The organism is Pelomonas sp. BJYL3 (genome assembly GCF_027257975.1).
Classification (GTDB): domain Bacteria; phylum Pseudomonadota; class Gammaproteobacteria; order Burkholderiales; family Burkholderiaceae_C; genus Roseateles_B; species Roseateles_B flavus.
The window spans coordinates 57,973-74,817 of the sequence record NZ_JANZKX010000006.1; the positions used below are offsets into that span (position 1 = coordinate 57,973).

At 70.3% G+C, this 16,845-nt stretch carries 13 protein-coding genes; 4 read left to right on the forward strand and 9 right to left on the reverse strand.

Annotation, left to right across the window (positions count from 1 at the left end; translation table 11 throughout):
• Positions 1-2: 2 nt before the first annotated feature.
• The 5 genes from O9Y01_RS17765 to O9Y01_RS17785 are packed head-to-tail and all read right to left on the reverse strand — an operon-like array spanning position 3 to position 5,827.
• Positions 3-905, reverse strand: coding sequence for an HpcH/HpaI aldolase/citrate lyase family protein (locus O9Y01_RS17765; RefSeq protein ID WP_269632948.1), 903 nt, complete (start codon positions 903-905; stop codon positions 3-5).
• A 33-nt stretch (positions 906-938) separates the two neighbouring features.
• On the reverse strand, positions 939-1,337 hold the full coding sequence (locus tag O9Y01_RS17770) for a hypothetical protein (protein WP_269632949.1): 399 nt from the start codon (positions 1,335-1,337) through the stop codon (positions 939-941).
• 42 nt (positions 1,338-1,379) lie between these two features.
• Positions 1,380-2,966, reverse strand: a complete 1,587-nt coding sequence (locus tag O9Y01_RS17775) for a DHA2 family efflux MFS transporter permease subunit (RefSeq protein WP_269632950.1) — start codon at positions 2,964-2,966, stop codon at positions 1,380-1,382.
• Positions 2,963-4,249, reverse strand: a complete 1,287-nt coding sequence (locus O9Y01_RS17780) for an efflux RND transporter periplasmic adaptor subunit (protein ID WP_269632951.1) — start codon at positions 4,247-4,249, stop codon at positions 2,963-2,965. The genes O9Y01_RS17775 and O9Y01_RS17780 overlap by 4 nt, the downstream gene beginning before the upstream one ends.
• A 48-nt stretch (positions 4,250-4,297) precedes the next feature.
• Positions 4,298-5,827 carry an efflux transporter outer membrane subunit gene (locus O9Y01_RS17785; protein ID WP_269632952.1) on the reverse strand — a complete coding sequence of 510 codons (1,530 nt, stop codon included), beginning with the start codon at positions 5,825-5,827 and terminating at the stop codon, positions 4,298-4,300.
• An 87-nt stretch (positions 5,828-5,914) separates the two neighbouring features.
• On the opposite strand from O9Y01_RS17785, the gene O9Y01_RS17790 reads away from it, so the two are divergent.
• On the forward strand, positions 5,915-6,745 hold the full coding sequence (locus O9Y01_RS17790) for an AraC family transcriptional regulator (RefSeq protein WP_269632953.1): 831 nt from the start codon (positions 5,915-5,917) through the stop codon (positions 6,743-6,745).
• 15 nt (positions 6,746-6,760) lie between these two features.
• Here O9Y01_RS17790 and O9Y01_RS17795 read toward each other — a convergent pair whose 3' ends face one another.
• On the reverse strand, positions 6,761-8,770 hold the full coding sequence (locus O9Y01_RS17795; protein ID WP_269632954.1) for a MaoC/PaaZ C-terminal domain-containing protein: 2,010 nt from the start codon (positions 8,768-8,770) through the stop codon (positions 6,761-6,763).
• Positions 8,771-8,880: 110 nt separating this feature from the next.
• Positions 8,881-9,966 (reverse strand): 3-deoxy-7-phosphoheptulonate synthase, encoded by a 1,086-nt coding sequence (locus O9Y01_RS17800; RefSeq protein ID WP_269632955.1) that lies wholly within the window; start codon positions 9,964-9,966, stop codon positions 8,881-8,883.
• 355 nt (positions 9,967-10,321) lie between these two features.
• Between O9Y01_RS17800 and O9Y01_RS17805 the strand changes: the two genes are divergently transcribed.
• Both O9Y01_RS17805 and O9Y01_RS17810 read left to right on the forward strand, forming a co-directional pair.
• Entirely contained in the window at positions 10,322-11,977 is a 1,656-nt protein-coding gene (locus tag O9Y01_RS17805; RefSeq protein ID WP_269632956.1) for a M64 family metallopeptidase, read from the forward strand.
• A 132-nt stretch (positions 11,978-12,109) separates the two neighbouring features.
• Entirely contained in the window at positions 12,110-13,030 is a 921-nt protein-coding gene (locus tag O9Y01_RS17810) for an AraC family transcriptional regulator (protein WP_269632957.1), read from the forward strand.
• A gap of 22 nt (positions 13,031-13,052) precedes the next feature.
• Here O9Y01_RS17810 and O9Y01_RS17815 read toward each other — a convergent pair whose 3' ends face one another.
• Together O9Y01_RS17815 and O9Y01_RS17820 are read right to left on the reverse strand one after the other, a co-directional pair.
• Positions 13,053-14,111 (reverse strand): FAD:protein FMN transferase, encoded by a 1,059-nt coding sequence (locus O9Y01_RS17815; RefSeq protein ID WP_269632958.1) that lies wholly within the window; start codon positions 14,109-14,111, stop codon positions 13,053-13,055.
• 23 nt (positions 14,112-14,134) lie between these two features.
• A complete protein-coding gene (locus O9Y01_RS17820; protein ID WP_269632959.1) occupies positions 14,135-14,569 on the reverse strand; it encodes a c-type cytochrome in 435 nt (144 codons plus the stop codon).
• Positions 14,570-14,819: 250 nt separating this feature from the next.
• On the opposite strand from O9Y01_RS17820, the gene nosZ reads away from it, so the two are divergent.
• Positions 14,820-16,742, forward strand: coding sequence for a TAT-dependent nitrous-oxide reductase (gene nosZ, locus O9Y01_RS17825; RefSeq protein ID WP_269632960.1), 1,923 nt, complete (start codon positions 14,820-14,822; stop codon positions 16,740-16,742).
• Positions 16,743-16,845 lie beyond the last annotated feature (103 nt).

A 16,845-nucleotide genomic window follows, 5' to 3' on the forward strand; every position in this document is an offset into this window, starting at 1 on the left:
CTTCACTCCATGCCGAACTGGATGGCCCGCGCGATCAGGCGCTGGGCGGCGAGGTAATCGGGGATCTCGGCCAGGAAGCCGTCGACCACGGCCGCCGGCACGCGCTTGCCGCCGGACTGGCTGCGGGCTTCGTCGAAGGCCTGGATCACGCGGCGAGCCAGGGACAGCTCTGCGGCGGTCGGTGTCAGCCAGCGGTTCACCACTGGCACGAACTGCGCGTTGACGATGGCCTTGGAACGGAAGCCGAGGTCGCGGCAGCGCTGCATGTCCAGCTCGGCGCCTTCGTTGTCGGAGTAGCTGTAGGGGCAGTCGATGGACGGCATGCCCACGGCCGCGCACTCCACGAGAAAGCGCGAACGCACATAGTCCAGCTCATGCCCGGCGCGGGTGCGGCGGGCGCCCATGTCGGCCACCATGTCCTCCGTGGCAACCAGCAAGGCGCTGATGCGGGCGCTGCACTTGGCGATGGCCATGGTGTTGATCAGGCCCTGCGTGCTCTCGATATTGGGCACCAGCTCGGTGGAGCCCGTGGGGATGCCGTACTCGCGCTCGTAGTGGCTCACCGCCTGATCCAGGGCCACGACCTGCATGGGCGTGGAGATGAAGGACATCATGATGATGTCCGGCCGGTGGCGCATGACGGCCTCCAGGTCCTCCATGCCGCCGTTCTCCAGCGGGTTGACGCGGACGGAGGTCAGAATGCCGGCCTCGCGCCAGGCGCTCAGCACCTCGCCGCTGAGCTGGCGGGCCTCGGGGCGCCGCGCCGGCGGGGTGAAGGTCTCCAGCTCCTGCACCAGCACGTCGGCGCCGCAATGGACGCCTTCGAGCAGGGCCTGCCGGTCGGCACCGGCGAGGAAGAGCCAGGATCGGCGCAGGGCCGGGGCTTTCTTGCTTGAGGGATTCACGTCAGATTCCTTGATGGGGGTTGATGCGTGGGTTCAGGCCGCGAGGAGGGACTGGGCCAGGTCCCGGGCCTCGGACTCGCTGGCGACGCTCACCAGCAGCAGGCCGAAGGCCTTCTGCATGGCCTGCGCCTCCTTGGCGGCCGCGGCCCGCTCCTGCGGGTCCGGCTCGACCGTGATCAGGGCGCGGCAGTGCTCGGACAGCGCGTCCTTGTTCGACTTCAGCCACAGCGCGCGCTGCTTGCGGTCCTCCAGCGTCTCCTCGGGCCGCTCGGGCAGGAAGAGCAGCACGAAGGCCTGGGCCCGGGCCACCAGGGCCTCCATCTCGCGGGCCCAGCGCGCGGCGTAGCCGGGCCGGATGGCGTCGTTGCGGAAGGTGACGACGGGGAATCCGTCCATTTCGAACACTTGGGCGGCTTGGATGGCAGCGTCCATGGCTTCTCCTTTCATGAGAGTGGTGAGTGGGCGGCGAGCGGCTCAGCGCTTGCCCGGCGGTGCCTTGGGCGTGAACGGGGGCTTGGCCAGCCACACGACAGCGATGGCCAGCATGAAGACCCAGCCCAGGGCATAGGCCACGTCGTTGAAGGACATCTGGTAGGCCAGCTGGTCCAGGTAGTGGTTCAGGCGGAAGGCGAAGGCGGAGTCACCGGGCGCCAGCGGCGCGGCGGCGGGACCCAGCGTGCCGGGTGGCAGCCCTTCCACGAGGTGGGCGTGGTGCAGCACGGCGCGCCGTTCCCAGACCAGGGAGGTGAGGGACACGGCGAAGCTCGCGCCCAGGGTGCGGCTGAAGGTCGAGAGCCCCGAGGCCGCGGCGATCTCCTGCGGCTTGAGGTCAGACAGCAAGATGGCATTGATCGGCATGATGAACAGCGCCAGGCCCAGACCCTGCAGCAGCTGCACCGCGGCCACGTGCGTGAAGTCCACGCCCAGGAAGAAGCCCGCGCGGATGAAGGACGCCGCGCCGAGGATGGCGAAGGCGCTGCACACCATCCAGCGCATGTTGAAGCGCGGGGCGTACTTGCCCATGAAGGGCGTCATCAGCACCGGGAGGATGCCCATGGGCGCGGCCGCCAGGCCCGCCCAGATGGCGGTGTAGCCCATGGTGCGCTGCAGCCACTGCGGCACGATCACATTGACCGCGAAGAAGGCGGAGTAGGCCAGCACCAGGGTCACCGTGCCCGCCGCGAAATTGCGGTTGGCGAAGAGGCGCAGGTTCACGATGGGATTGCGCTCATGCAGCTCCCAGATCACGAACACCGCCAGGCTCAGCGCGGCGATCAGGCTCATGACGACGATGAAGGGTGACTGGAACCAGTCCTCGTCATTGCCCTTGTCCAGCACCACCTGCAGCGCGCCCACGCCCAGCACCAGGGTGGCCAGGCCGATGTGGTCGACCCGCACGGACTCGGTCTTCTCGGGCTTACCCCGCATCTGCGAGGACACAGTGGCCGCCGCGAAGAGGCCAATGGGGACGTTGATCAGGAAGGTCCATTGCCAGGAGTAGCTGTCGGTGATCCAGCCGCCCAGCAGGGGCCCCGCGATGGGCGCCACCACCGTCACCATGGCGATCATGGACAGCGCAAATCCCCGCCGGTGTGGCGGGTAGATGGACAGCATCAGGGCCTGCGTCGTCGGGATCATCGGCCCGGCGACCGCCCCCTGCAAGGCGCGGAACAGCACCAGCGCGCCCAGGCTCTGGGCCATGCCGCACAGCAGCGAGGCCAGGGTGAAGAGCAGGGTCGACCAGATGAACAGGCGCACCTGCCCTACCCGCTTCACTAGGAAGCCGGTCAGCGGCAGCGCGATGGCATTGCAGACCGAGAAGGTGGTGATCACCCAGGCACTCTGGTTGGTGCTGACACCCAGATTGCCCGCGATGGTGGGCAGCGACACATTGGCGATGGTCCCGTCCAGCACCTGCATGAACACCGCCAGCGCGAGGCCGACGGTGGCCATGGGCACGCTGGGAGGCACGAACTCGGCGCCCGCCGGCGCCGGCGGTGCTGCCGCGGGCGCGCCACTGCCAGCGCCCGGCAGCGCGGCCGTTCCGGCAGCCGCACTCATCGACCGTCTCCCAGCACCGCAGGCAGGGCCGCGGGCCGTCCGCCGCGGACGATGCGCTCGATCAGGCCATCCACGGCGTCGACCTGCTTGCGATAGACATCGGTGCTGAGGCCGGGCCGGCTGCGAGGCTGAGCCACCAGCAGCGGGCCGCTGACGTCATGCACATCCACCGTGGCCCGCATGGACAGGCCCAGGCGCAGGGGATGGCTGATCAGCTGCTTCGGGTCCGTCAGCTCGATGCGCACCGGCAGCCGCTGCACGATCTTGATCCAGTTGCCTGTCGCGTTCTGCACGGGCAGCGGCGAGAAGGCGCTGCCCGTGCCCAGGCCCAGGCTGGCAACGCGGCCGGTGTAGCTCACGGCGTCGCCATAGGCATCGGCACGCAGTTCCACGGCCTGCCCGATGCGGATGTGGGCCAGCTGCGTCTCGGTGAAGTTGGCCTCCACCCAGACCTGGTCCAGGGGCAGCACCGACATCAGCGCGCTGCCCGGCGCCACATGCTGACCCAGCTGCACCGTGCGCTGCGCCACATGGCCGGCCACGGGCGCGATCAGCGCGGTGCGCATCTGGTCCAGGTAGGCGGAGCGCAGCGTCGCGGCGGCCTTCTGGACCTCCGGATGGGACACCACCACCGTGCCGTCCACCAGGGCCTTGCTCCCCTGGTACTGCTGCTCCAGCGAGGCCACGGTGCTCTGCGAGGCCGCCAGTGCGCTCTGCGCGGCCGACAGGGTGTCGCGGGCATGGGCCAGCTCCTCGTCGGAGATGGCCCCGGAGCGGGCCAGCTCCTTGCGGCGCTGGTAGTCGGCACGGGCCTTGTCCAGCGTGACGCGGCGGGATTGCACATCGGCCTCGGCGGCCTGGATGGTGCTGCGCAAGCCGCGCTCCTGCGTGTAGAGGCCTTTGACCTTGCGCATGACGCTGGACAGGTCAGCCATGGCGGAGGACAGGGCCACGTCGCTGTTCGTCCGGTCCAGCGACACAAGGGTCTGGCCCAGGCCCACCGGCTCGCCCACGTCCGCGGCAATGGCCACGACCGTGCCCGCGGTCTGCGGCGTGATCTGGACCAGATTGCCCTGCACGTAGGCGTTGTCGGTTTCCTCCTGCCAGCGCCCTTCCTGCTGGTACCAGAAGCCCCAGACCGCCGCGCCGACGCCGGCACCCAGCAGCAGCGCCCGCAGCAGCAGCGTCCTGCGCTGCCTGGAGGCCGGGCCGCCCGGTTCCGCGGGAGGGACGGATGCCACGCCAGCAGGGGCGGCGCCCTGCACATTCTTGTCTGTACTCATGATTGCTTCCTCTGCGTCGTGATTCATGGCCCTCGGGCCGTCGGGCTGCTAGAGCCTGGGCTCGCCTTCCGCCTGGAAGCCGCCGCCCAGGGCCTTCACCAGCTGCAGGCCGTCCTGGATGCGCTGGGCCTGCAGGGCCGCCAGGCCTTGCTCGGCGAGCAGGAGCTGCTGGCGCACCGACAGGACGTCCAGGTAGCTGCCCACGCCCGCCCGGTAGCGCTGCTCGGCGAGCTGCCAGGCCTCGCTGGCGGCGTCGCGGGCGCGCTGCTGCTGCTCCAGCTGCTCGGCCAGCGAGCGCTGGGCCTGCACCTGGTCCGCGACCTCGTTGACGGCGCGCACCAGGGTCTGGTTGTAGAGGGCGACGGCCTCGTCGTACTGCGCCTCCTGCAGCGCCAGGCCGGCCCGTCGGCGACCACCGTCGAAGAGCGGCAGGTTCAGGGCCGGCGAGAGCTGGGCCATGCCGGCGCCGCTGCGCAGCAGCTCATTCCAGGGCGTGGCGGCCACCCCCACCAGGGCGGCCAGGTTCAGGTTGGGCATGAAGGCCGTGCGGGCGGACTCGACATGCAGCCGGGCCGATTCCACCTGCCAGCGCGCGGCCACGATGTCGGGGCGACGGCTCAGCAGGTCCAGGGGCAGCCAGGCCGGGGCCAGCAAGGGGGCGTCGGAGGGCCAGGCCGGGCGCGTGATCGCCGCCCCTCGCGAAGGCCCCTGCCCGAGCAGGACCGACAGCGTGCTCTGGGCCATGCTCACCAGGCGCTCGGCCATCAGGCGCTGCCGTGCGGCGCTGGCCATGTCGCTGTCGGTCTGGCGCAGCTGGGCCTGGGTGCCCAGGCCGCTGCCGACACGCTGGCGGGTGAGGCGCTGGACCTCGGCCACGCGCTCCTGTTCGGCCTGCGCGATGTCGCCCTGCACATGGGCATAGGCCAGCTGCATGTAGGCCTGGGCGACGGCCACGCTCAGCTGCATGCGGGCGTCCTGCGCCGAGACCTCGGCCGCGCGCAGCCTCCCCAGCGCGGCGGTCCAGGCGGCGTGGCGGCCGCCCCAGAGGTCCGGCGTCCAGTCCAGCTGCAGGCCGGCCTGCCACTGGCGGCTGAAGCGCCCGCCGCCCTGGTCGGGGGCCACGGCTCGAGAGGACTGGCGTTCTCCCTGCCAGCCCAGGCTGGCCGAGACCTGAGGCGCCCGGCTTGACTGCTCCACGCCGGCCAGGGCATGGGCCTGGCGCAGCCGTGCATCGGCCACGGCCGGATCCAGGCCATGGGCCAGCGCGTCGTCGATCAGCGCATTGAGCTGGGGATCGGCCAGCGCCAGCCACCAGTCCTGGCGCGGCCAGGGGCGGGTGGCGGCCGGGGCCGCGGCGCCGGCGGCAGGCACCTGGAGCGCCTGGGCCTCCAGGAGGCTGGCGGCCTGGCCCGGCGGGGGTGGGGTGGCACAGCCACCCAGGGCCGCGGCGAGCAGGAGCAGGCCGGTCAGGCGAGCGGTCCGGCGCGTGGTCTGGCGGCCCTGGCTGGGCATGGCGCCCTGGGCAGTGGCCGCGGCCAGGCGGCCGGCGAATGCGAGTGTTTGCGTGTGGCGATTCATGGTGTTGCCTCTCCCTGACCTGAATTCTTGGGCGGGGTGTCAAAAGCGTGATAGCGTTGTTCGATCTAAAAATAATGATTTCCAGTCATGCCCGACACCGCCCCTCCGATCACGCCCGAACCTTCCCCCGACCTCAGCGAACGGGCGGACGGCCCGCCGCTGATTGCCATCTGGGGCGAGGACGACGCCGGGACCGAATACCGCCTGGGCACCCGCGAGATCGACTGGCACAGCCATCTGCGCGGCCAGGCCTTCTGCGTGGAGAACGGTCTGGTGCATGTGCGTACGCCGCATGGCTCCTGGCTGCTGCCGCCGCACCGTGCCGGCTGGATTCCGCCGGGCATGGCGCACAAGGTCAGCATCAGCGGCGCCATGAGCGGCTGGAGCGTGGTGATCGCGCCCTCGGCCTGTCAGTCCCTGCCGACCACGCCCTGCGTGTTCGGCATCAGCGAGCTGATGCGGGCACTGGTGCGCCGGGCGGTGTCCTGGACGCAGCAGGAGCGGTTGAACCCCGAACAGGAGCGCATGCTGGCCGTGCTGCTGGACGAGATGCGCCAGGCCCCGCACGAGCCCCTGCACCTGCCCATGCCCGAGGACCGGCGGCTGCTGCGCATTGCCAATGCCATCCTGGAGCAGCCCGAGGACAAGCGCACCATGGACGACTGGGCGCAATGGGCGGGCCTCTCGCCCAGCACCCTGGGCCGGCTCTTCATGGCCGAGACGCAGGTCAGCTTCGCGCAGTGGCGGCAGCAGGCGCGGCTCACCCATGCGCTGGAGCGCCTGGCGCGCGGCGACAGCGTCGCCAACGTGGCCGACGCGCTGGGCTACGCCACGCCCAGCAACTTCATCGCCATGTTCCGCCGCTGCTTTGGTGACTCGCCCGCCCATTACTTCGCCCAGCGTTCGCCGAGCCGCTGAGGGGCGGCACCCGGATCAGGCCTGCGCCTCGCGCGGCCGCCTGGCCACCAGGGTGAGGATGTCGTAGCTCAGCACCGTCGCGCCGTGCTGATTCGTGACCTGCACGTCCCACACCACCACGCCCTGGCCGCACCGGGCGCCGCCCTGCGGCTTGTCCTGCTTGCGCTTGCAGGTGAGGCGCGCCTGGATGGTGTCGCCAATGCCCACGGGCTGGATGAAGCGCAGCCGGTCCAGGCCGTAGTTGGCCAGCACCGGCCCCTCCCCGGGCCAGACGAAGAGACCCGCCGCCGCCGACAGCACGAAGTAGCCATGGGCAATGCGCCGGCCGAAGGGCGAGGCGGCGGCGGCCTCGGCGTCGAAGTGCATGTAGAAGTAGTCGCCCGAGACGCCCCCGAAGGCCGCGATGTCGGCCTCGGTCACGGTGCGACGGTGCGTCAGCAGGGAGTCCCCCACCGCCAGGTCCTCGAAGAAGCGCCGAAAGGGATGGACCTCGACGTCCCGACGCGCCGCACCGGGCAGGTATTGCTGCAGGCATTCGCCCAGGGGCACGGGCTCGGCCAGCACGGTGCAGGACCGCAGCAGCGTCTTCAGCGTGGTGCGCACGGTGGCGCGGTCCAGCGCTGCCAGCAGCTCCCAGGCGCCACGCAGCGTCTGCTCGGGGTCCGTGGCCGGGCTGGCTTGGGCAAGGTGTGCGGACGGGCCGTCGAGCAGGTGCAGGAATCGATGGTGGCGGGCCAGGGGCTCGCTCCAGGCGCGGCGGTGGGCGGCATCGGCGCTGGCCAGCACGGCCAGACCGCCGCGGCCGTCACTGCGCGGCGCCTGCAGGGCGGCGTCCAGCGCGTCGACATCGTCATAGGCCCACAGGGCCAGCACCGGGCCCAGCGGCGGCGGGGCGATGCCGGGCCCCTCCCCGCCCGCCGGCTGCTGCAGCTGCACGATGGCGGGGCCCAGAGGATCGCTGGCGAGGTTCTGTGCGCCCTGCGCGAGGGCGTCCTGCAGCCAGGCCTGGGCCCGCAGGCGCTGCACGGCGTCCGCCCCGCTCTGCCAGTGCCGGGCCGGGCGGCTGCCCTGCCAGGTACGCCAGCGCTGCTGCACGGCCTCCTGGAAGACCGCCAGCCGTTCGCGCGGCAACCACACCGTGCGCACCGCATGCTCGTGCAGGCCCTGCAGCGCCTGGATGCCCAGCGCAACGAGGTCCACCAGGCGATCCCACAGCGGGCTGCCGGGCTCGACGGACGCATCCACCACCGCCAGTCCCGGCGCCGCCAGCTGCAACAGCCGTTCCGCGGCGCAGCCGGCCAGGTGCTCCCAGCGCATCTCGGCACTGCCGGGCGTGCTCCAGACCTGCAGCTGGTCCGCGGGCAGCAGCTGCCCCAGGGCCAGGCCGAGGTCCACCCCCACCATGCTGCGAAGCACCGCGCCGCCATGGGGCAGGCCGCGGCGCAGGGCCAGCATCAGGGCTTCCAGCAGCGGGTGCTCCTCGGGGCACAGCACCAGGCAGGCCCGGCCGGCCAGCCAGGCGCGGGCAAAGCCCAGCAGCAGGTGTGCGCAGGGGCGATGCAGGCCCAGCACGAGCACGTCCACGCCCTCGGCGCGCGTCAGGACCTGGGCGGCCCAGCGGCGGCCGTCCTTGTCGAGCGCCAGCGGCTCGCCGTCAGCGGCCAGGGGCGCGTCGCACCATTCCTTCGCGACTTCCTGCGCCAGCTGCCGGACCGCGGCCAGGCCGGCCTCAAAGTCCAGGTGCTGGTCCCAGGGCGCGTAGCCGGCAAGCCAGCCCGCCTGCATCAGGGACTCCCTGTGTTGCTGCAGCTGTTCGCACAGCAGCAGCAGCTGGCGCGCGCGGTCCGGGAAGCCGCCCTGCGCATGCAGCGCGGACGCGGCCTGCCGCAGGCTGGCGAGCTTGTGGGCCAGCTGGGTGGCAGGGTCGGGATCCCGCCGCGTGTCGGCGTTCGATGGGGTCAGGTCTTGCCTGGCGCGCGGGCCGGTGGTGACGTGCGGCAGCAGGTGGTCTGTCTGGGCGTTCATGAGGGGCTTCTCCTGGAATGCGGCGGCCGCCAGCGCACCGCGAGGGCGGCGTGGCGGGCGCGGGAAACGTGATGGGAGCGTGACGGGAAGGTGCAGCGCTGCGCAGCGGCTCAGCAGGCCACTTCAGGCGCCGGCTGGAGGCTCCGGCTGCGCCGCGCACGCACGGCTTCGGCGAGCAGGCGCAGGACCTCGGCGCTCTCGTCCCAGCCGATGCAGGCGTCCGTGATGCTCAGCTCCGGATCGGGCGTCCGGCCGGCCAGCAGGTCCTGGCGTCCCGAGCGGAGGTTGCTCTCCACCATCACGCCGACAATGCTGCGGTTGCCTCCGCTGATCTGCCCGGCCAGGTCCGCGCACACCATGGACTGGCGGTGATGGTCCTTCTGGCTGTTGCCATGGCTGGCGTCGACCACCAGGGCCTCATGCAGGCCCGCCTTGCGCAGCAGAGCGGCAGCGGTGGCCAGGCTGTCCTCGTCGTAGTTGGGCTGCCGGCCGCCGCGCATGACGAGATGGGCGTCGTGATTGCCCAGGCTGCTGTAGACCCCCAGGGTGCCCTGCGGCCGCACCGCCACGTAGCTGTGCGGGTGGCGCGCTGACTGGATGGCGTCCACGGCCACCTGCACCTGGCCCTCGACCCCGTTCTTGAAGCCCACCGGCATGTCCAGCCCCGAGGCCAGCTGGCGGTGCACCGGCGACGCCGAGGTGCGCGCGCCGACGGCCGCCCAGGACAGCAGGTCGTCCAGGTAGCTCATGGTGGCCGGCGCCACGATCTCGTGGGCCACGGGCACGCCCATGGCGTTGAGCTCCTCCAGCAGGCTGCGGCCGATCTCCAGGCCATGGGAGATCAGGCCGCTGCCATCCAGGAAGGGATCATTGAGGAGGCCGGTCCAGCCCAGCGTGGTGCGGGGCTTCTCCAGGTAGGCCCGCATGACGATCTCCAGCTCCTGGCCCCATTGCTCCCGCATCTGCAGCAGGCGGCGCGCGTAATGGCGGGCGGCCATGCAGTCATGGATGGAGCAGGGGCCGATCACCACCAGCAGGCGGTCGCTGCGGCCCTGCAGGATGCTGCGGACGTTTCTGCGGGCCTGCTGCACCGTGGCGGCGGAGGCCGCACTGCGGGGAATCAGGCGCTTGAGCTGCCCGGGCGTCAGCAGCTCACTCACAAAGCCGGGCGCGGCAGGCGCCACATCAACGGTCATGTCTCATCTCCTTCTGATCCGCCGCCCCCCCGGGCAGCGAGTGGATGCGATTGAGCCTCATTTGCAGACCCTGAGGAACTGGCAATAGATGCAAGCAGAAGCCAGCGAGATGGTGACGGCTGTCATACCCCTGGCACATGCAGGGCGCAACAGGCGGCAAAAGTGGCCGGAGGCATCCCCGGGCAATCCCCTGCCGCCCGCGCACAACGCTTTGTCGCGATTGGGGGCACCGGCCTGAATCCGTACAAGGCGAGGCGCCGGGGCCCCGACAAGATCGCACGGCGGCCACGATGCCGCGCCGCCTGCCTCGAGAGGGAGGCCGGACCACTTCACAACACACCTGCGAGACAGCCCCATGAAGACTTCCCCTGCGCTGCGTCGACGCCTGCGGTCGCCGCTTCCCCTGTTCCTGGCCCTTCCCTTCGCGCTGGCATCGACCGCGCAGGCCGAGGACCTGCTGCTGCGCCTGCGCCACGACCCGCTGAACCCTGCGGCGGGCCTGCAGATCAGTCATGCCGAGAAAGGCAGCTTCGCCAGCCAGGCCCAGCCCGGCGAGGCACGCGACGGCGACCTGGTTCTCATCGCCCGGGATGCCAGGGGCCAGGAGCTCTTCCGCCGCAGCATCGCGCACCCCAGCCGCCAGTGGGCCGAGGTGTTCAACCCGGCCACCGGCCAGATCCAGCAGGCCCGCGCCCTGCAGCGCGACGGCAGCGTGGAGCTGCGCCTGCCCTGGTCGGCCCAGGTCCAGAGCGTGGACATCGTCGAGCACAGCAGCCAGCTGGCCGCGCGCAATGCGCTGGCCGGCGCGACGCCCCTCAAGCGCCTGGCGCGGACCGAGCTGGACCAGCTGGCCGCGCGAGGCGCCCTGGACACCAGCCAGCGCGGCCTCGTCAGCAGCCTGGCCACGCCCACCGGCAGCACCGTGCTGTGGAACAGCGGCGCCAGCGGCCAGCGCATGGACATCGTGCTGATCGGCGACGGCTACGCCAGCGCGGACCAGAGCAAGTGGGTGTCCGACGCCCAGAAGATCAGCTCCGGCATCCTGGCGGATCCGCTGTTCGCGAGCTACAAGAACTCGATCAACATCCGCCGCGTGGACATCGTCAGCCCGCAGTCCGGCGTGAGCGAGGGCGGCGTCACCCGCAACACGGCCCTGGGCACGGTGATCGGCTGCTACGGCATCGACCGCCTGGTCTGTGCCGACGAGAGCAAGGTCTTCACCGCCGTCGGCACCGTCACGACGGCGGACGCGCGCGACGTCATCATCGTGGTGGCCAACAGCACGACCTATGGCGGCGCCGGCGGCAATATTGGCACCATGACCATGCACCCGCAGTCCATCGAGATTGCCCTGCATGAGATCGGCCACACCGCCTTCAAGCTGGCGGACGAATACGACTACGGCACCTGCGATGCCAGCACCGAACCCAGCGAGGCCAATGCCACGCGGGCCAGCACGCGCAGCGCGGCCAAGTGGGCCTCCTTCATCAGCAGCGGTACGCCGGTGCCCACTCAGCCGGGCAGCTATGCCAATGGCACGGTGGGCCTGTTCGCAGGCGCCAAGTACTGCACCAGCGGCCTGTACCGCCCCACGGAAAACTCGCGCATGCGGGCCCTGGGCCAGCCCTGGCATGCCGTCAACGAGGCGCGCGCCGGCCAGGTCTTCAACAGCTACACGGGCGGCTCGGGCAATGGCAGCGGCTCGGTGACCGTCAACGGCACGCTCAGCGGCACCGGTGCCTCGGCAAGCTACCCCAGTGGCGGCAATGGCTACTACCAGAGCACGGCAGGCGGCACCTTCACGCTGAAGCTGAGCGGCCCCGCGGGCACGGACTTCGATCTCTACCTCTACAAGTGGAATGGCAGCGCCTGGGCCGTGGCGGCCAAGAGCGAGGGCAGCAGCTCCGTTGAATCCATCAGCTACAACGGCACGGCGGGCTACTACTACGCCCAGGTGAAGTCCTATGCGGGCAGCGGTGCATTCACGCTGAGTTACACCTTCCCCAAGTGACGTTTTCAAGCCTCAGTTCTCAGGGATATCCGCATGCGGACATGCCCTGAGACGGGGCGACAGCTGCCCCCGTGAGGGGAGCGGCTGCGTCAACATCCGGCACGGAGAGAGAGTGCAAGGAAGGAGCCCAACATGCAAGAAAGCATGCGTGCCCTGTGCCGGCCACCCACGCGGGCCGATGTCGAACGGCCAGACGCCGAACGTCCCGCTGCGGATCGCCCGGGGGCCGGCAAGCCCTGGTGCGAAGGGCCTGGCCTGCCCAGGGTCGAAGATGCGCGCGTCGACGCGGCCACGGAGCAGGCCCTGCTCTTCGGGGCCGCGCAGACCGCGATGTTGTTTGAAGGCCTGGCCGGCTTTCTGTTCGTGGTGAAAGACCGCGCGGGACGCTATGTCTCGTTCAATGCCTCCCTGCTGCAGCGCCTGGGCCTGCCGCAGGATGCAAGCCTGCGCGGTCGTACCGTCACGGAACTGTGGCCGGATGCCCTGTCCCGCCGCTACCTGGCCCAGGACGAATGGGTGCTGAGCCGGCGCAGCCCCCTGCTCTACCAGCTGGATCCCATCCTGCTGCCGGGCGGAGGCTCAGGCTGGTGCGTGACGCACAAGTACCCGCTGTGCTCGGCCAGCGGGCAGCTGCACGGCATCCTGTGCCTTTCCAAGGACGTGCCCGGCCTGCGCCGCGATGGGAGCGACGCGACCCTGGTCGAGGCCGTCGACGCCATGACCAAGACCTGCGAGCGCCGCCACAGCGTGGCGCAGCTGGCCGACATGGCGGGCCTGAGCCAGGCGCGCTTTTCGGCCCTGGTGCGGCGGGTGTTCGGCATGAGCCCGCAGGAGTTCATCGTGCGCCACCGGGTGCGCGCTGCCTGTGCCTTGCTGCGTCAGGACGAGGAGTCCCTGATGGACGTGGCCCTGGGCTGCGGCTTCTACGACCAGGCCCAGTTCAGCCGCCAGTTCCGGCGCGTGGTGGGCATGGCGCCCTCGGCCTACCGCCGCCAGTGGACGGCGCAGGCCGCGGGGCCGATGCCCTGGCCCTGGGAGCCCTGGGTGCACTGAGGCCGGGGCGGATCCCCGGCCTTCAGGCGCGCTGCAGCTGCCGGTCCAGGCCGGCACTGGTCCAGAGCTGCTGCGAGCCCTGCCCCTCGCCGGGCCCGGCCAGCATCAGCTCGACGCCCTGCAGGCCCTGCGCCCAGCGGCGCGCCTGGGCCGGTCCGGCCACCATCATGGCCGGCCCCCAGGCGTTGAGCTCGGCCGCACTGCGGCCCAGCAGCGCGAGGCCGTGCAGGCCCTGGCTGGGTTCACCGCTGCGCGGATCCAGGATGTGGTGGAAGCGTCGCCCCTGGCGCTCGAAGCAGCGCTCGTAGTCCCCCGAGGCGGCCAGCACGGCGCCGCTGGCGGGCATGTCGAGGACGCCCAGCCAGCACGTGGGCTCGCGCGGGTCGCGCAAGGCCACGCGCCAGGGGCGATCGGCCTCGGCCTGGCCCAGGGTGAGGATGTCCCCTCCGCCGTTGAGCAAGGCGTTGGCGACGCCCTGCTCGCGCAGCACGGCAAGGCCGGCCTCGAGGATGGGCAGCTTGGCCGCGCCACCGAGGTCCAGGCGCACGCCGGCGCGGTCCAGCGAGGCCCGCTGCCGGCGCAGGTCCAGCGTCAGGTGACGCCAGCCGCTCAGCGGGCGCTGGGCCTGCAGCTCGCCTTCGCCGGGGCGGTGCTCCATGCCGGGGCGGAAGTCCCAGCCCTGGTAGCTGCCCACGGTCGGGTCATAGCAGCCGCCGCTGTCCTGGGCGCGCTGAAGCGCGGCATGCAGCACGGCCATCAGCTCGCCGGGAAGAGGCAAGACCTGACCCTGCCCCGCCACGCTGGCGAGCCGGTCCAGGGGGTTGCCCGCCTCGAAGCGGCTCATCATCGCTGCGAGCGCGCTCATGCGGTCCCAGGCCCTGGCCATGGCCACGCGGGCCAGGGCCTCGGGCACGGCGCTCACCATGAGATCGACCCGGGTGCCCATCAGCACCCGGCTCTCCTGCCACGCCGTAGCCGCGCCGCGCGCATGAGACGGCAGCGCGACGGCGCTCCAGGCCATCAGCTGAAGACCACCCGCCAGCTGCCCCAGGCGGCGCAGGCATTGACGCCTTTGCATCATGTGTCCCTCCGGCTCGGGCTCACTCAGCGCGACTGGTCGGCCATGAAGTCGACGGCGGCCTTGACCTCGTCGTCGGTCAGCGAGGCGCCACCGCCGCGGGCGGGCATCATGCCCTTGGCGCCGGTGAAGCCCTCGAGGGCGTGCTTGTAGAGCACGTCCTTGCCCTGGGCGATGCGCGGGCCCCAGTCGGCCTTGTCTCCGGGCTTGGGTGCGCCGGCCACGCCAGCGGCATGGCACATGGAGCAGGTCTTGCCGAAGACCGACTTGCCGACGGTGTTCTCTGCGGCAGGCGCGGCCGCCGGGGCCGGAGCCGCCGTGCTGGCCGCGGGAGCGGCGGTGCTGGAGGGGGTGGACGGGGCGTCCTGCTTGCCGCAGGCGGCGAGGCTGGCCGCGGCCAGGACGATCAGGGTGCTGATCAGCGAACGGGTGGCCTGACGGCCGCTGGAAATCTGAGTCATGTGTGCTCTCCGCAATGGCCGCTGCTGCGGTGCAGGGGCCGGACAGGGCGGATTCTGTGCATCTCGGAGCGGCCGCACAAGAGCGCCGTTTCCGTTAAAGCTATATTTTTCAGAAAAGTTTCAAACCTTGAACTGGATCAAGGAGGGGAACCCCGGCTTTCCAGACGATGCAGGCCAATCGAGGACGTCCTCCCCCAGCGCTGCGGCGCCGCGTCCCGAAGCCTGAGTTTCATTCACCAGAGGTCACCCCATGAAGGACGAAAAGAAGTTGACGAACGAGGAATCCAGCGGCCTGGGACGTCGCCGATTCATGAACTCCGCGGCGCTGGCCGGCCTGACGCTGGGCGTCGCCGCCTGCGCTGAGAAGAAGAGCGAAGGCGCCCCTGCGGCCGCCGGCAGTGCCCCCGCGGCGGCCGCTCATGGCGGTGGCAATGCCTCGCACCTGAAGCCCGGTGAGCTGGACAGCTACTACGGCCTCTGGAGCGGCGGCCACACCGGTGACGTCCGCGTGCTGGGCCTGCCTTCGGGCCGCGAGATCCTGCGCATCCCCTGCTTCAATCCTGACGCCCTGGTGGGCTGGGGCATCACCAATGAATCCAAGAAGGTGATGGGCACCAAGGCCGACGGCAGCCTGCGCTACACGGTGGCCGATACCCACCACGTCCATGCCTCCTACAAGGACGGCAACTACGACGGCCGCTACGCCTGGGTCAACGACAAGATCAACAGCCGCATCGCCCGTATCCGCCTGGACTACTTCGTCTGCGACAAGATCACCGAGCTGCCCAATGTGCAGGGCTTCCACGGCATCTTCCCGGACAAGGCCGACCCGGTCGATCCGAAGATCAACTACACCACCCGCGTCTTCTGCGGCGGCGAGTTTGCCATCCCCCTGCCCAACACCGGCACGGAGGACAGCAGCAAGTACCGCTCGCTCTTCAGCTGCGTGGACGCCGAGACCATGGAAGTCCGCTGGCAGGTGCTGATCGACGGCAACTGCGACCTGGTCGCCACGTCCTATGACGGCAAGCTGGCCGCCACCAACCAGTACAACACCGAGATGGGCGCGAAGTACGAGGACATGATGTCCGCCGAGCGCGACGCCTGCCTCTTCTTCAACGTGGCCCGCATCGAGGCCGCGGTCAAGGCCGGCAAGTTCAAGACCTTTGGCGACTCCAAGGTGCCGGTCGTGGACGGCACGCGCGACGCCAACAAGGACCCCAAGACCGCGCTGACCGCCTACGTGAGCGTGCCCAAGAACCCGCACGGCGTGAACGCCAGCCCCGACGCCAAGTACTTCATCTGCGCCGGCAAGCTCTCGCCCACGGCCACCGTGATCGAGCTGGCCAAGGTGCTGGACTACTTTGACGGCAAGCTGGAAGCGCCGGACAAGGCCATCGTTGCCGAAGTCGAGCTGGGTCTGGGCCCCTTGCACACCGCCTTCGACGGCCGCGGCAACGCCTACACCACCCTCTTCCTGGACAGCCAGGTCGTGAAGTGGAACGTGGACGCCGCCATCAAGTTCCACGGCGGGGACAAGAGCGCCAAGTACGTGGTCGACCGCCTGGACGTGCAATACCAGCCGGGCCACCTGAACGCCAGCCAGTCGGAGACCCGCGCTGCAGACGGCAAGTACCTGGCCGTGGGCTGCAAGTTCTCCAAGGACCGCTTCCTGCCGGTGGGCCCGCTGCACCCCGAGAACGAGCAGATGATCGACATCTCGGGCGACAAGATGGTCCTGATGGCCGACCACCCGGTGCGTGGCGAGCCCCATGACTTCATCATCTTCAAGCGCGAGCTGGTCAAGCCCAAGCAGGTCTACTCGCTCGAGGACTTCCCGCTGGCGGTGAAGGACCCGAAGGAGTCGGGCGTCGAGCGCAATGGCAAGAAGGTCACCGTGCGCCTGACCTCGCAGGCTCCGGCCTTCAGCATGCGCGAGTTCAAGCTGAAGAAGGGTGACGAGGTCACGCTGATCCTGACCAACCTGGACAAGGTGGAGGATCTGACGCACGGCTTCGCGATCCCCAAGTACAACGTGAACTTCATCGTGAACCCGCTGGAGACCGCGTCGGTGACCTTCGTGGCGGACAAGCCGGGCGTGTTCTGGTGCTACTGCACGCACTTCTGCCATGCGCTGCACCTGGAAATGCGCACTCGCATGATTGTCGAGTAAAGGTCCACCCCCTACGCGCTTCGCGCGCCCCCTCAAGGGGGCACATCCGAAGGACCGGCAAAGCCGGATCCTCGGACGTCGCTGGGGGCGCCACGGCTGCGCC

Coding starts and splice junctions, on each gene's coding strand:
- O9Y01_RS17770 (WP_269632949.1), bottom strand. CDS start 1,337: ATGGACGCTGCCATCCAAGCCGCCCAAGTGTTCGAAATGGACGGATTC.
- O9Y01_RS17775 (WP_269632950.1), bottom strand. CDS start 2,966: ATGAGTGCGGCTGCCGGAACGGCCGCGCTGCCGGGCGCTGGCAGTGGC.
- O9Y01_RS17780 (WP_269632951.1), bottom strand. CDS start 4,249: ATGAGTACAGACAAGAATGTGCAGGGCGCCGCCCCTGCTGGCGTGGCA.
- O9Y01_RS17785 (WP_269632952.1), bottom strand. CDS start 5,827: ATGAATCGCCACACGCAAACACTCGCATTCGCCGGCCGCCTGGCCGCG.
- O9Y01_RS17790 (WP_269632953.1), top strand. CDS start 5,915: ATGCCCGACACCGCCCCTCCGATCACGCCCGAACCTTCCCCCGACCTC.
- O9Y01_RS17795 (WP_269632954.1), bottom strand. CDS start 8,770: ATGAACGCCCAGACAGACCACCTGCTGCCGCACGTCACCACCGGCCCG.
- O9Y01_RS17800 (WP_269632955.1), bottom strand. CDS start 9,966: ATGACCGTTGATGTGGCGCCTGCCGCGCCCGGCTTTGTGAGTGAGCTG.
- O9Y01_RS17805 (WP_269632956.1), top strand. CDS start 10,322: ATGAAGACTTCCCCTGCGCTGCGTCGACGCCTGCGGTCGCCGCTTCCC.
- O9Y01_RS17810 (WP_269632957.1), top strand. CDS start 12,110: ATGCAAGAAAGCATGCGTGCCCTGTGCCGGCCACCCACGCGGGCCGAT.
- O9Y01_RS17815 (WP_269632958.1), bottom strand. CDS start 14,111: ATGATGCAAAGGCGTCAATGCCTGCGCCGCCTGGGGCAGCTGGCGGGT.
- O9Y01_RS17820 (WP_269632959.1), bottom strand. CDS start 14,569: ATGACTCAGATTTCCAGCGGCCGTCAGGCCACCCGTTCGCTGATCAGC.
- nosZ (WP_269632960.1), top strand. CDS start 14,820: ATGAAGGACGAAAAGAAGTTGACGAACGAGGAATCCAGCGGCCTGGGA.